At 67.6% G+C, this 13,872-nt stretch carries 13 protein-coding genes; 2 read left to right on the plus strand and 11 right to left on the minus strand.

The annotated features are described in order from the left end of the window. Positions 1-136 precede the first annotated feature (136 nt). Positions 137-2,563, minus strand: coding sequence for an Ig-like domain-containing protein (locus tag VNF92_07605; GenBank protein HVA57739.1), 2,427 nt, complete (start codon positions 2,561-2,563; stop codon positions 137-139). 379 nt (positions 2,564-2,942) lie between these two features. Then, positions 2,943-4,193: an amidohydrolase family protein gene (locus tag VNF92_07610; protein ID HVA57740.1), complete on the minus strand. Its 1,251-nt coding sequence runs from the start codon at positions 4,191-4,193 to the stop codon at positions 2,943-2,945. A 176-nt stretch (positions 4,194-4,369) separates the two neighbouring features. Between VNF92_07610 and VNF92_07615 the strand changes: the two genes are divergently transcribed. Then, entirely contained in the window at positions 4,370-5,029 is a 660-nt protein-coding gene (locus VNF92_07615; GenBank protein ID HVA57741.1) for a hypothetical protein, read from the plus strand. Between the two features lie 29 nt (positions 5,030-5,058). Further along, positions 5,059-6,561 (plus strand): M20/M25/M40 family metallo-hydrolase, encoded by a 1,503-nt coding sequence (locus VNF92_07620; protein ID HVA57742.1) that lies wholly within the window; start codon positions 5,059-5,061, stop codon positions 6,559-6,561. A 61-nt stretch (positions 6,562-6,622) separates the two neighbouring features. Here the strand turns inward: VNF92_07620 and VNF92_07625 are convergent, their stop codons facing one another. The 9 genes from VNF92_07625 to VNF92_07665 form a co-directional block, all read right to left on the minus strand. Next, positions 6,623-6,979: a hypothetical protein gene (locus VNF92_07625; protein ID HVA57743.1), complete on the minus strand. Its 357-nt coding sequence runs from the start codon at positions 6,977-6,979 to the stop codon at positions 6,623-6,625. A 10-nt stretch (positions 6,980-6,989) separates the two neighbouring features. Beyond that, positions 6,990-7,985, minus strand: coding sequence for an FAD:protein FMN transferase (locus tag VNF92_07630; GenBank protein HVA57744.1), 996 nt, complete (start codon positions 7,983-7,985; stop codon positions 6,990-6,992). Next, on the minus strand, positions 7,975-8,124 hold the full coding sequence (locus VNF92_07635; GenBank protein ID HVA57745.1) for a hypothetical protein: 150 nt from the start codon (positions 8,122-8,124) through the stop codon (positions 7,975-7,977). Before VNF92_07635 ends, VNF92_07630 begins: the two co-directional genes overlap by 11 nt. After that, complete coding sequence (locus tag VNF92_07640; GenBank protein ID HVA57746.1) at positions 8,121-8,699, minus strand: Rnf-Nqr domain containing protein; 579 nt, start codon at positions 8,697-8,699, stop codon at positions 8,121-8,123. Before VNF92_07640 ends, VNF92_07635 begins: the two co-directional genes overlap by 4 nt. Further along, positions 8,696-9,391 (minus strand): electron transport complex subunit RsxE, encoded by a 696-nt coding sequence (rsxE, locus tag VNF92_07645; protein HVA57747.1) that lies wholly within the window; start codon positions 9,389-9,391, stop codon positions 8,696-8,698. Before rsxE ends, VNF92_07640 begins: the two co-directional genes overlap by 4 nt. After that, positions 9,388-10,062, minus strand: a complete 675-nt coding sequence (locus VNF92_07650; protein HVA57748.1) for an RnfABCDGE type electron transport complex subunit G — start codon at positions 10,060-10,062, stop codon at positions 9,388-9,390. Before VNF92_07650 ends, rsxE begins: the two co-directional genes overlap by 4 nt. Further along, positions 10,059-11,063: an RnfABCDGE type electron transport complex subunit D gene (locus VNF92_07655; GenBank protein ID HVA57749.1), complete on the minus strand. Its 1,005-nt coding sequence runs from the start codon at positions 11,061-11,063 to the stop codon at positions 10,059-10,061. The genes VNF92_07650 and VNF92_07655 overlap by 4 nt, the downstream gene beginning before the upstream one ends. After that, complete coding sequence (gene rsxC / locus VNF92_07660) at positions 11,060-12,388, minus strand: electron transport complex subunit RsxC (protein ID HVA57750.1); 1,329 nt, start codon at positions 12,386-12,388, stop codon at positions 11,060-11,062. The genes VNF92_07655 and rsxC overlap by 4 nt, the downstream gene beginning before the upstream one ends. Positions 12,389-12,395: 7 nt before the next feature. Continuing rightward, positions 12,396-13,872: ferredoxin (locus tag VNF92_07665; protein HVA57751.1), on the minus strand; the 1,477-nt coding region annotated here is incomplete at its 5' end.

Raw genomic sequence — 13,872 nt, forward strand, 5'->3', positions numbered from 1 at the left:
TTTGTGCGTCGGACGGTTCGCCACAAGCCCCTGCCGCTCTTCTCGCCGCTCGCCCCCTCGTGGCAACGTGCGACTGCCGGCCCGGGACATCCTGTCCCGGGCCGGCAGTGGACCACGATAACGAGTCCGGAGCCTGCTACGGTGTGACCGTGATCTCGATCGACGACTCGCTGCCGCTCACCACGATGCCGTTGATGGCCGAGGTGATGTTGACGTTATTGCCGCTCGCGAGGACGAAGCGCAACCGATAGGTGCCAGCGACCGTCGGTTTGAACTGCTGGCCGTACACGGTCCGGCCGCCCACGTTTACTTCGGCCGAGATGGGGCCGCTGGAGACCGTGCTGGTCACGCTGCCACCCGGCCCACTGAGCTGCTCGATCGTCAGGGTCGGACCGACCGAGTAGATGAGTGGGACGAAGGCCCCAAGCGTGCCATCCGTGCCCTGGATCTCGTCGGGCGACGAGGCGTTGGCCACGTACGGCATGTTGTAGCCCTGGAGCGTGCCGATGCCGGTGGCCGAGAGTGCGACCTCGATCCTGATCGGGTGCCCAGCCGACAGGTTGCCCGTGCCGGTGAGGTTGTCGCCCCAGGCGGCCTCGGCATCGTACTTGGGCTGGCCAGTGCCGTCGACGATCTGCGGCCGCCAGGTGTTCGGCGTCCCCTGGAGGTAGAAGCCCGTCGCATCCACGACGTTGCCCGTCCACCAGAACGGAGTCGTCGGGCTGGTCACCGGGATCGCCAGCAGCTCGGTCGACGCAGCCGTTTCGGTCGTCGTCGGCCGCACGCCTGGATCCGTGGCCACCGGCGACCCGGTGATGCCCGTGCCTTCGGCGAATACCACCGGCCACGACAGGTTGTTCCCGGTCGTTTCCGTCTCGCCGCCACCGCCGCCGGTGGTGGACACGGTGACCGCGAGAGTCCCGGTCACGTTCTTTACGCTGGCGGTGATGTTCGCGGTCCCCGCTGCCACTCCGGTCACGAGACCGGTCGAACTGACGGTCGCGATTGCGGTGTTGCTGCTCGCCCACGTGAACGTCACCGCCACGACAGTCCCCGTTGAGGTGTAGGCCGTCGCGATGAGTTGCGACGTGGCGGCAACGCGGATGGTGGCGTCACCGGTAATCGTGATCGTTGCCACCTTACTTGCAACACTCACCGACCCACCGCCCTGCTTGCCGCCCGCGCTCGCGGTCACCGACGTCGACCCATTGGTGACGGCGGTCAGCAGACCGGTCGCATCGATCGTGGCGACATTGCTGTTGCCCGTGGACCAGGTGACCGGCACCGACAACGTATTGCCCGCGCTGTCGAGTGTGGTGGCCGTCAACTGGATGACGTCGCCTTCGACGAGATTGATACTTGACGGGCTGATTGTCACAGTTGCCACGCTCGCCGACGACCCACCGCCTCCACCGCCTCCCCCACCGCCGCCGGACGGCTTTCCAGTGACGGCGAACGTCCCGAAGCTATCGACGTTTGCGCCGACCGTCTGGTCCTGGAGCCCGGGCTGAGTGCAATCCCGCCACCTATTCTGGATCCGGTCGCGCTGCTGGATGCGCAGTTGCGTCACGTCCATCCCGCTCGGCACGTTGGCCGGATCGTACTTGATGTTCATGGTCGCCGGTTTATGCAGCGTCTGTCCATCCGGCTCCACCTTGTACGCGGTGTTGCCCACATACGTCAGGTCGCCGGTGAATTCGCTATCCGTGACTTTCGTGACCACCACGTCCGTCGCGACGTCCAGCGCCCCCTCGGGGATGACCAGTTCCGCGTTGCCGTCCGCCGAGAGCACGGTTCCGCCCAGGACGCCGATGTACTTACCCACCGGTGGCTGTACGACGATGCCGAACACGCCGAACCGATTGATCGACGCGACGACATGTTGTGACTGCAGCGCCAACTGATCGCAGTCGCGCCACTGGTTCTGCACGCGGTCGCGCTCGCGAATGCGCAGCTGTTCCTGAAGTACTCCCGTGGGGAGATTGGCCGCGTCGTAGCGTAGCCGCAGCTGCGCCGCTATCTGTAGCGCCAGCCCTGCCGGCTTGATCTCATAGCCGGAGCCCGCCAGATACTGCGCGTCACCGCCGAACGCGGCGTCTTCCACGCGCGTGATCGTGATGTCCGTCGGTACGGTCAGGGCACCGGCCGGCACGTCCAATGTCACCGCGCCGTCGGCCGATGTCACCACACCGCCCAAGGAGGTCACCACGGTGCCGGAGGGCTCGACCGTCACCGTCGCGCTCGCACTCTTCCCATCCGCGGACGCCGTGACCATCGCGGTGCCATACGCCACCGCAGTCACGTCGCCCGTCGCCGTCACCGTGGCGACGGACTCGTTGCTCGATGCCCACGACACGGTGGACGTCATCAACTCCCCGCAACTGCACTTCGGTTGCGCGGTGAGACTTGCGTGCTCACCGGCTTTCAGCGTTACCGCTGTCTGGTTCAATGCCACCAGCGCCGTCACATGTTGATGCTGTGGCGTCGAGGGATTGTCCCGGCACGCCACCCCCCACAACCCCACGGCGACCGCCGCGACGATCATGATTCGAAGGCTCTTCATAACGTCTCCCGTTTGTGTGGTACTTGTCACGAGCAACCCCTTCATCACCCCACTGCAGAAGGGTTGCCTGGTTCTGCCGGGCCGTCGATCCATGAAAAGGGGTCAAGCCGTGAGGCGTTGCCCGTCAGGATCGGACTCGCGACGGGGGTGGAACGCCCCCTTCCCCTTCGAGTGGGGCGAGCGGGGGTGTGGGATCGCCGTGGTGATCGCGGGCAAATGCCGACACGCCCGTCGCGGATCCCCGCAACGGGCGTGTCGGATCGATGGATTCATGGAACGCCGCGCGGGGCGCGCGCCGTCAGAGCAACTCGATATGCCGCGCGCCCGGTCGTTCTCGGTGAGATCGCCGGGCTTGCGGCGCGGGGCGTGGCGCCGCCCGCTACTCCGTCGCCGCGGCCTTCACCACCCGCCCACCCTGCACCACCAGCCGGATCGTGGCCGGCGTGAGCGCGTGGATGTCGACCAGTGGATCGATCGCGGTCACCGTGACGTCTGCCAACTTGCCCGCAGCCAACGTGCCCACGCGGTCCTGCCATCCCAAACACTCGGCAGCCACTCGTGTCGTGGCCACCAGCGACTCCATTGGCAACATGCCGGCGTGATCGCACATGAGACCCAACTCCCGAAGGTTCGTCCCGTGCGGCATCACCCCGGCGTCGGTGCCCATGGCGATCTTCACCCCCGCCTTGTGCGCGTGGCGGATGCTGTCGCGATGCGCCTGCAGCACTTCCTTGGACTTGCGCAACGCCCACTCGGAAATCATCCCCGTCTGCTCGGCCTGCTCGATAACGGCCTGCGGCGCCAGCAGCGTCGGGACGAGGAAGGTACCCCGGGCGAGCATGAGTTCTATGGCTTCGTCGTCCAGATAGATGCCGTGCTCGATGGAGTGGATCCCCGCCCGCACCGCATTCTTGATGCCCTCGGCGCCCTGCGCGTGCGCCATCACCTTCACCCCGCGGCGGAACGCGCCCTCCTGTACCATGACGGCCAGTTCTTCCGGCGAGAACTGCGTGAACTCCGGATGGTCGGTGGGGCTGAGCACGCCACCCGTGGAGCACACCTTGATCACCTCCGCACCGGCGCGCAGCACCTCGCGCACTTTCTTCCGGACCTCGTCCACGCCGTCGCAGATCCCGCTTGGCAGCCCGGGGTGAGGAGTGAACAACCCCAGCTCCTGCCCCGACGGGAGCCAGAAATCCAGATGCCCACCGGTGATCGAGAGCGGCGTGATGCTGATCTGCATACGCGGACCTTCGATGAGCCCCATCTCGAGCGCGCGCTTGAGCCCGAGGTCGGCGCCGCCCGCATCGCGGACCGTCGTGATGCCCGCGTCCAGGGTGCGGCGCAGGTACCCCACCGCCAGGTAGAAATTGAGCGAGAAGGGCGTGGTGGCATGCTTCATCATCCCTTCGTTCTGCATCGTGGCATGCACGTGCGCGTCGATGAGGCCGGGCAGGATCGTCCCGCCGCCAGCGTCGATTTCCGCAACCGCGCCAGCGGGGCGGCGCAGCGATTCCAGACGACCCGCCGCTTCGATGCGGTCATCCTTGATGAGCACGGCGCCGTTGGGAACCGGCGCGGCGCCCGTGCCGTCGATGAGAGTACCGTTGCGAATGAGCGTGTACGTCATGGGTCTGGGTGCGGGAGTGGATTCGAGAGCGGGATGCCGCGGATTCTACGGCGGCAAAGCGGAAACTCGCAACCCGTCTCCCGTGCCCGGACGGTGTTGGACGCGGTCGGGTCTCCCGCATTGCAGCACGGGGCGGTAGGTTCGATGGTCAAACCCTCATCCCAGGAGGTATGCGTATGCTCGATCTCGGTCAGTTCTCCACCCATCGGCGCGGGTTCATCACGCGCGTCGCCGGCGCCATCGGCCTCGCCGCCGTCGCCCCGAGCCGGCTTTTCGCGGAACCGAGCGGGCGGGGCGAAGATCCGCAACTCGAAGCGTGGTTCAATCGGATCACGGGAAAGCATCGCATGGTGTTCGATGCCACCGCGCCAAACGGCGGGATGCCGGCCATCTGGCCACGCATCTATCTGAACACCATGCACGACACGTACCCGACCCCCGATGCCGACGACACCGCGGTGGTGATCCTGCGACACGAGGGCGCGCCCCTCGCGCTGGGCGACGCGATGTGGGCCAAGTACAAGTTCGGCGAACAGTTGAAGGTGGACGACAACGGTCATCCGGCCACACGCAATGTCTTCGCCACGATCACCGGCCTCCCGATTCCAGGGCTCGGCGTGGTTGAACTCCTCAAGGCTGGCGTGCTCATCGGCGTCTGCAATATGGCGCTCACCGTGTTGAGCGGCACGATCGCCGGCAAGACCGGAGCGAACGCGGATGATGTCAAGCGCGAACTGCTCGCCAATGTGTATCCCGGAATCCAGCTCGTGCCATCCGGCGTGATGGCCGTCGGACGCGCGCAGGAGAAGGGCTGCAACTACTGTTACGCCGGCTGATCCGGGAACCGTGTCTCAGCGAGGTCAGGATGGTCAAGCGCGCCACATTCGGTGTTCTCGTTTTCTGCATCACGCTGACCTCGCTGAGCGCGCAGCAGCCGTCGCCGACGCGGCAAGCAGAGCTGGCCGAGTTGACGGCGTTCCTGTCCATTCCCAACGTTGCGTCCGATACACGAAACATCGCGCGCAACGCGGCGTGGTTGAAGACGGAGTTCGAACGGCGGGGCTTCCGGATGTCGGTCGTCCAGACCCCCGGTTCGCCGGTGCTCATTGGAGAACTCGTACCGGGAAGCCCGGCGCCAGCACGCACACTGACCTTCTACTTCCACTACGACGGACAGCCTGTCATTCCGTCGGAGTGGAAGGACTCCGGTCCCTTCGTACCGATCTACCGCGACAAGCCGTTGGAGGACGGCGGCCGCGTGGTGAGCTTGCCGGCCAGCGGACCGGTTGACCCCGACTGGCGTCTGTACGCACGGTCATCCGCCGACGACAAGGGGCCGATCATCGCCTTCCTTTCGGCAATCGACGAAGCGCGCGCGGCGGGGCGGCCGCTCACGTCCACAGTCCGGGTACTGATCGAGGGCGACGAAGAGGCGGGCTCGCCGTCCCTGGCCTCAGTGGTCGACGCCCATGCGGCGCAGATCCGCGCCGACCTCATCGTGCTGGTGGACGGTCCACAGCATCCGAGCGGCCGTCCGACGTTCGTATTCGGCGCCCGAGGTATCATGAGCGCCGAGTTGACCGTGTTCGGCGCGCGCCACGACCTGCATAGCGGTAATTACGGCAATTGGGCGCCGAACCCGGCCTTCGAGCTTGCGCGGCTCCTCACGTCGATGACGGACACGAATGGGCGCGTGACCATCGCCGGGTTCTACCAGGACGTCGTGCCGCTGACCCCGGATGAGAAGACGGCGATCGCCGAGATACCGGACGTGGACAGCACCCTGATGCGCGAGTTCGGATTCTCGCGTCCCGACGGCGCGGGCAAGCGCCTCGAGACGCTGGACAATCTGCCCACGCTCAATGTGTCGGGGCTCGGCTCCGGCACGGTTACCGGCCAGGGCCGCACGGTGATTCCGGCCCAGGCCGTGGCGCGGCTGGATCTGCGGTTCGTGAAGAACATCACGCCCGATGCCCAGTTCGCACGGCTGGAAGCGCACATCCGCGCGCAGGGCTTTCATCTGATCACCGGTGACGTGCCCACGGACCGGGAGCGGTCCACCTACCCGCTGCTCGCGAAGCTGCGCCGCATGGGCGGTTATCCGGCCGGCCGGACGCCGCTGACGAATGCGACCGCGCAACGCGTGGTGGCGGCGGTCGCGGACGCGATGCACGCGACCCCGGCTCGGTTGCCGTCCATGGGCGGCTCGACGCCCTTCTATCTATTCTCCGACGGCCTGAAGGCAGCGACGGTGGGCATGCCGGTGGTCAACTTTGACGACAATCAGCACGCGCCCAACGAGAACCTGCGGCTTCGCAATTTCTTCGACGCCATCACGATGATGCGCGCCATCGTGACCATGCCCTAGCGGCAGCCGTAGCAGGGCGCCGCCGTGACGCGGGCTCCATTCCCACGGCAATGGACCGCCGTCAGTCCGCAGGCTCGGCGTGATCGACCTTCCACCGGGCCGGGCTGCCGCACTCCGTACAGGCAGCGTGCCCGTTGCCGTACAGCACCATGTCCGTCTCGCGGTCGCAGGCGGGACACAGCGACCGCAGCGTCCGGAGGCCGTCGATGGGTAGGCCGTTGCGGACGATCCGTGCCACCATCGCGTCGGGCCCCACCGCGCCGAGCGGACAGAGGGCTCCGGTGCACTTGTCGCCGACTTCGAGGCACACGACCTCGGAGTCGAGGAGCGTCGCCTGCCCTTCGTGCTCCGGGGCGTCGGTGATCACGAGATTCACTTCACGCTCGCAGGCGTTGCAGAACAGCCGGTGGCTCTTCATCTCGCCCTCCTCAGGTCAACGGAATTGCTTCGGCTCCTGGAATCATGCGCCGGGCGAGCGCCGTGGCCGCCTCGCGAGTCAATCCGAACCCGGACGTGGACGCGGCGTCGGAATCCATCGCGCAGTCGCCGATCACGGTGTTGCTGTGAATGGGCGTACGCCGCGGCGCCCCGGTGACGGGATCCATCAGGTGGTCGTACCGCACCCCACGGTACCGGAAGAAGCGCTCATAGTCGCCCGACGTGGTCACGGCCCGATCGGCGACGTCGAGCGTGCGGGAGATGGCCGAGAGATCGCGCGGGTCCCGAATGCCGACCTTCCACGGCTCGCCCTCCGGCGACCCGCCGAGGGCGTAGAGATCCCCGCCCACGGTGACGATCGCGTGCGCGATGCCGCGGGCGCGCAGCGCATCGGTCGCCCGGTCGATGCTGTACCCTTTGGCAATCGCGCCCAGGTCCAGATGGATGTCGCGATCGTCGTACCGCAGGGCGGGCTTTCCGCCAAACGTCGAAACGTCCACCTTGCGCCAGAAGTTGCGCCCTGCAAGCCGCTTCACCTGCGGCGGTGGCGGCGGCTCGTGCCGGTGGAGCACGTCCCACAGTTCCGAGACCTCGCCGATGGCGGGGTCGAAGCGGCCGTCGCTCACCGACGCCCATTGCAGGGCCCGGCGCACGACAAGAGCCGTCTCGGGCCCCACGATCACGGCTTCGCGCGCCGCCCCGAGGTTGGCGCGGCCGATGTCCGACGTCGAGCGGAACCGCGACATCGTGTGGTCCACCCAGCGCAGCTCGGCGATCGCGGCGTCGATTGCGTGCTCGGCGAGCTGCACGTTGGGATGCGCCACCTGGATCTCGGCGATCGTGCCCATCACCGGGAGCGTACGTTTGGTGACCGATACGCGGCGGCGCAGCGCGAGGGGCAGCGTGAGCCCCACGAACATGCCCGTGCCGATGGTCAGGAATTCGCGCCGGCCAAGGCTCCAGCGCGACGATGGGTCAGACGACATGGTGATCTCCTTCCGTCCAGCGGTCGCACGAACCGCCGGTGCAACCTTCGCAATGGCCGGTGCACGCCCGGTGCGGCACGAGGCCGTACGCGGCGAACAGCACCGCCCCGATGATGATGGCAATGATGGTGTGGGTCATCCCGCGGTCCCCATTCCGGCGAAGCCCATGAAGGCCATGGACAGGCACGACGCGATCACGAGCACGAGCCCCATGCGCCGCGCCACCACCGGCACGTCGGCCAGTTCGGTGCGCTCGCGGATGGATGCCATGAGCGATAGCGCCAGCGTGAGCCCGAGCCCCGCGCCGAGCGCAAAGACCAGGCCTTCCACGAGCGTGTAGCCGCGGCTCGTCTGGAACAACGCCAGCCCCAGAATGGCGCAGTTGGTGGTGATCAGCGGCAGGTAGATGCCGAGCTGCCGGAACAGTACCGGCAGGTACTTCTTCACCGCCATCTCTACGATCTGGACGACCGACGCGATCACGACGATGAATGCGATCGTCCGCAGGTACGGCGCCTGGGCGAGCACGAACGTGTTCAGCGCCCACACGCTCACCGCGGTGAGAATGAGCACGAAGGTGTTGGCCAGCCCCAGCCGCCACGCCGTCTCGATCTTGCCCGTGACGCCGAAGAACGAGCACAGGCCCAGGAACATCACCAGCGTGAAATTGTTGACCAGCATGGTCGAGATGAAGATCCACGACAGATCTCTCATGCCATCCTCCGCGCGCGCCGCTTCTGCAATTCCATCACGTAGGCCACGCCGAGCAGCGCAATGCCCAGCGCCAGGAACCCGCCCGGTGGGAGCATCATGAACACCCAGGGTTCGAACCGCGGGCCGAACAGCGGGTGGCCGAGAATGCTGCCGTTGCCCAGCACCTCGCGGATCGTGCTGAGCAGGGAGAGGGAGAGCGTGAATCCCATCCCCATGCCCAGACCGTCGGCCACCGCGCGGCGCACGGGCACCTTGGCGGCGAATGCCTCGGCGCGACCCAGCAGCAGGCAGTTGGCCACGATCAGCGGAATGAACGGCCCCAACGCCTTGCGGATGTCGGGCAGGATCGCCGCGAGGATCATGTCGGCGAGGGTCACGAACGTCGCGATGATCAGGATGTACGACGTGATGCGCACCTCGTTGGCGATGTACTTGCGGAACAGCGACACGAAGAGCCCGGAGCCGACGAGCACGAACGTCGTCGCGAGACCCATCGCCAGACCGTTGGCGAGGACGTTGGTGACGGCCATCGTCGGGCACATGCCGAGCAGCTGCACGAGCACGGGATTCTCGCGGCCGATACCGCGCCAGATGTCGGCGATCGCGCTCGCCGGCGGTGGAGCGCCGGGAATCAACTCCTGCGCCTTCGCCGGCGCTCCCGCCACGCGGTCACCGACTGAAATCGAAGTCACGGATGGTCTCCACGATCGTAGGCTTGCAGCAACGGCCGCCACTTGGCGACCGCGTCGTTGATGATGCGCACCACGGCGCGCGACGAGATCGTCGCGCCGGTGATGGTCTGGACCTGGCTCGGATCGCCGGCGTCGAGCTTCTTGACGCCCTTGAGCGGCGCGACGCGTCCCGCGAACTGGCGAGTGAAGTCACTGTCCGTCTCGATCCGCTGGCCGAGACCCGGCGTCTCCTGCTCGTCGAGTACCTTGTAGCCGGTGAGCGTGCCCGTCGCGGGATCGAAACCGATCATCAGGTGGATCAACTCCTGGAACCCCGGCTCGGCGGCGGTCACGGCTACACCGATGCGCCTGCCGCTTGCGTCGTAGCCCACGAACGCCATCTCCGCCTCGACCCTGGCGGACCCGGCGGGCGGCTTGGGGGTGAGCGCGTTGCCGGCCAGGTACAGCGTGTCCCACCGCGCGGGTGCCTTCAGCACCTCGCGCACCGCCTCGTTCACCTGCTCCGCGGCGTGCTTCTCGATCGCCGGCAGCGTCAGATTGTACACCGTGACGATGAGCCACCCGGCGGCCGCGCCGGCGATGGCGAGCGTGAGCAGCAGCCGCCACGCGGGGGTGCTCTTGTGCTCCGCCGGCGGCGTGCCCGTCCCCTGGCCCTGCGGCGCGCCGGTCATGTCGCCGCCCGCCGCGCGGTGCCGAACACGCGAGGCTGCGTGGCCCGGTTGATGAACGGTACGAGCGCGTTCATGAACAGGATGGCGTACATCACGCCTTCGGGCAGCCCGCCCCAGACCCGAATGACCACCACCAGCACGCCGATGCCGACGCCGAACACCCACTTGCCGACGTTCGTCACGGGCGACGTCACCATGTCGGTGGCCATGTAGACCGCGCCGAGCATGAGCCCGCCCGAGAAGATCATGAACAGTGCGCCGGGCTTGTGCGGGTCGATCAGGTGCAGGATGCCGCTGAACACGGCCACGGTGAGCAGGATGCTCGCCGGGATGCGCCAGTTGAGATAGTTGCGCAGCGCGAGGTACGCCCCGCACGCGAGGATGACGAGCGCCGCCGTCTCGCCCACCGAACCGGCCGTGTTTCCGATCACGAGGCTGGCCAGCGCCGTGCCCTTGCCCTCGAACTTCAGCAGGCCGAGCGGCGTGGCCGAGGTCACGGCGTTGACGATCGGATGCACGAATGGCGCCGCGAACAGATCGCCCTTGAGCGAGAAGAACGGTCCGCCGACGGTGGGCCAGGTGGTGATCGCCACCGGGAACGCGCCCTGCAGGAACGCCCGGCCCACGAGTGCCGGATTGAACACGTTCTGGCCCAATCCACCCCACACGGTCTTGCCGAATCCGATGGCGAACGCGCCGCCCACGAACACCATCCAGAGCGGCATGCCGGCCGGCAGCGTGAGGCCGAGCAGGAGTCCGGTGATGGCCGCCGACCCGTCGGCAAGCGCTCCGCCGCGGCCGAACATGCGCTCCGCCGCCACGGCACCGAGCGTGGCCGCGGCGATCACGAGCAGCGCGCTCACGCCAAAGAACCAGGCCGCGGCCGCGATCACGGGCACCAGGCTCCCCACCACGGTCCACATGATGCGGGGCGTGGAGTCGGCCGGCTTCAGGTGCGGCGACGCCGTGATGATCAGGCGCGGGGGCATCGATTCGCTCATTGGACGGTGGCGAGTTGGCGCCGGAGCGCCGTCTTGCTGGCCTGGAAGAGCTGGGCGAGTGGGATGTTCGACGGACACACGTAGGCGCAGGAACCGCAGAGCATGCAGTCGGCCAGATGGGCCTCCGCCATCTCGTCGTACCGCCGCACGCGCGCCAGGTCACCGAGCATCGACGGATTCAGGAACACCGGACAGGCGTCGAGGCAGCGCCCGCAGTGAATGCACGCCCACGACTCGTCGGCACGCGTTTCGTCCCTTGCCAGCACGACCACGCCCGTAGTTCCCTTGAGCACCGGCGCGTCAAGGTTGGCCTGGGCCTGCCCCATCATCGGCCCGCCGATGATCACTTCGGCCGCGTCGGCGGTCACGCCGTCACAGAACGCGAGGAGGTCGCGCAGCTTCGTGCCCACCGGCACGATGAGGTTGGCCGGCCGCCGCAGGCCATGGCCCGACACGGTCACGATGCGTTCCACGAGCGGCAGCCCGGTCTCGAACACCTCGGCGATCGCCGCCACCGAGCCCACGTTCTGCACCACGACCCCCACCGTCACGGGCAGCTGCCCCGACGGCACCTCGACCCCGGTCACGGCCTTGATCAGCATCTTCTCCGCGCCCTGCGGATACTTGACCGTGAGCGGAAGGATCTCCACGTCCAGATCGGCCGGCACGGCGGCGATCATCGCCGCGATCGCATCGGGCTTGTTGCGCTCGATCCCCACCACGCTCTTCGTGACGCCGAGCGCGCGCATCATGACACGGATGCCGAACAGCACCCGCGGCGCGTACTCCACCATCGTGCGGTGGTCGGAGGTGAGATACGGCTCGCACTCGGCGCCGTTGATGATCAGCGTGTGCACATGGGCGTCCTTGGGCGGCGCCAGCTTCACGTGCGTGGGGAATGCCGCGCCGCCGAGCCCCACGACGCCGGCGTTCTGCACCGCCCGCACGACTTCCTCGGGCGAGAGCCCTTCCCATTGCGGAACCAGTCGCGGCCGAGGAATGTGCGGCGCGTACCGGTCCACCTTGATCCGCACGGCTTCGGCCATCGACCCGTCGGGGTGCGGCCACCAGTCGATGTCGACCACCGTCCCCGCCGCCGAAGCGTGGATGGGCACCGACATGAAGCCGTCGGCCTCGCCCACCATGTCGCCGCGCTCGACGTGATCGCCCACCTTCACGCACAGCTTGGCCGGCTTGCCGGCATGCTGCCGCAGCGGCAGCACCAGCTCATCGGGATACGGCATCCGCCGAATCGGGAGCTGGTTGGTCAGCTCCTTCTCCTCCGGCGGATGGACGCCGTGCCGGAATCCCAGCGAGATCGCCATCGTCAGTTCAGTTGAACTTCGCGCCGCGCTTCACCCATTTCTCCAGATCCTTCTCCTTGGGGTTGAGCGGCGATCCCGGGTGAATGATCGACACCGGGCAACGCTCGGCGGCGGTGACGAGATGCTGGTACGTGCCGGCGCGCGCATCCTTCACGTACGCCTGCTTGTCCGCGTTGTACGCGAACATCTTCTTGTTCAGGTTGGTGCACTCGTTGCAGCTGGTGCACCGCGCCGAGTCGATGTAGGCCTCGAGGACGAGCGCATCGTCTTCCTCCACGACGGTGGCCGACACGGCGACCGCGACCGGTGCCGGTGCCGGTGCGGCCGCCGGAGCCGCGACGGCAGACGGCGCGGCCGTGGGGACAGGAGCGGCGACCGGCGCCGGCACCGGCGCGGCAGCAACCGCCGCGCCGTTTCCGTTCCCGGTGTGCGCCACCTCGGGCAGCGACGACAGCAGGTCGGCAATCGCCGAGCCTCCGCCGTGCCGCAGTAATCCCTCGGCCAGCCGGCGCGCGATCTGCGACGGATAGCTGGCCTTCAGCTCGCTGATCTTGGCCTCGTACTCGGCGCGCACGGCCGACAGCCGCTGGTCGAATTCGGCCTCGAGCGCAACCGCCACCGCGTCGTGCACGGCGGGCGAGATCTCGAGCCCGGCCAGCTGCTTGAGCTGCGACCAGAAGTGCAGGCGCTCCTGCGCCAGTTGCACCATCTCCGCCGACACGCCCAGGCGCCGCAGCGTGCGATCCTTGCCCACGGCGAGGATGTACGGCGCGCGCCCATCGCGCTCGTCGGCCGGCAGCGCGACGAATTCATGGAAGGGCATCATCGCGTCGTTCCACGCGTCGGACGGCACTTCGGTGAAGTGCTGCTTGAACCGGGCTTCGGTCGCCGCCCAGTCGGCGATCGTGAGGGGCACGTCGAGCGCCTGCTCGACGCCGGCGTCATCCAGGTACTTGACCGTGTATGTGGGCCAGGTCTCGTCGGGCGACGGATTGCCGTCCAGACTCAGACAGTCGGCGAAGTTCGGACCGGCGTCGGGGTCGTACGTGAGGAAGGGAAAGGCGCGGCTCTCCAGCGCCAGCCGCGCGGCCTGCTGCGACGAGTCGTCGGCGAGGCCGTGCTCCACCGGGCACGGAGTATAGATGTTGAACACCGCAGGGCGGCGCTTGTGCAGTCCCTTGAGCACGCCCGCCACGAGGTGCGACGCCGATGCCTGCGAGGACTGATGCACGTACGCGCCGCGGTGCGCGATGGCCAGGAGCGCGAGCTCCTTCCGCGTCTCGGTCTTGCCGTGCTGCGCCTTGCCGTACGCGGCCATGTCGGCCACCTGGCCGGTGTAGCCGGAGGTGCACGCCTGTCCGCCGGTGTTGGAATACACCTGCGTGTCGAGCACCACCACCTTGATCGGCTTGCCCGACGCGAGCAGCCGCGAGAGGTTCTGGAATCCGATGTCGAGCATCGCGCCGTCGCCGCCCATCGAGACG

This window comes from Gemmatimonadaceae bacterium, assembly GCA_035533015.1.
In the GTDB taxonomy this organism is placed as follows: Bacteria; Gemmatimonadota; Gemmatimonadetes; order Gemmatimonadales; family Gemmatimonadaceae; genus JAGWRI01.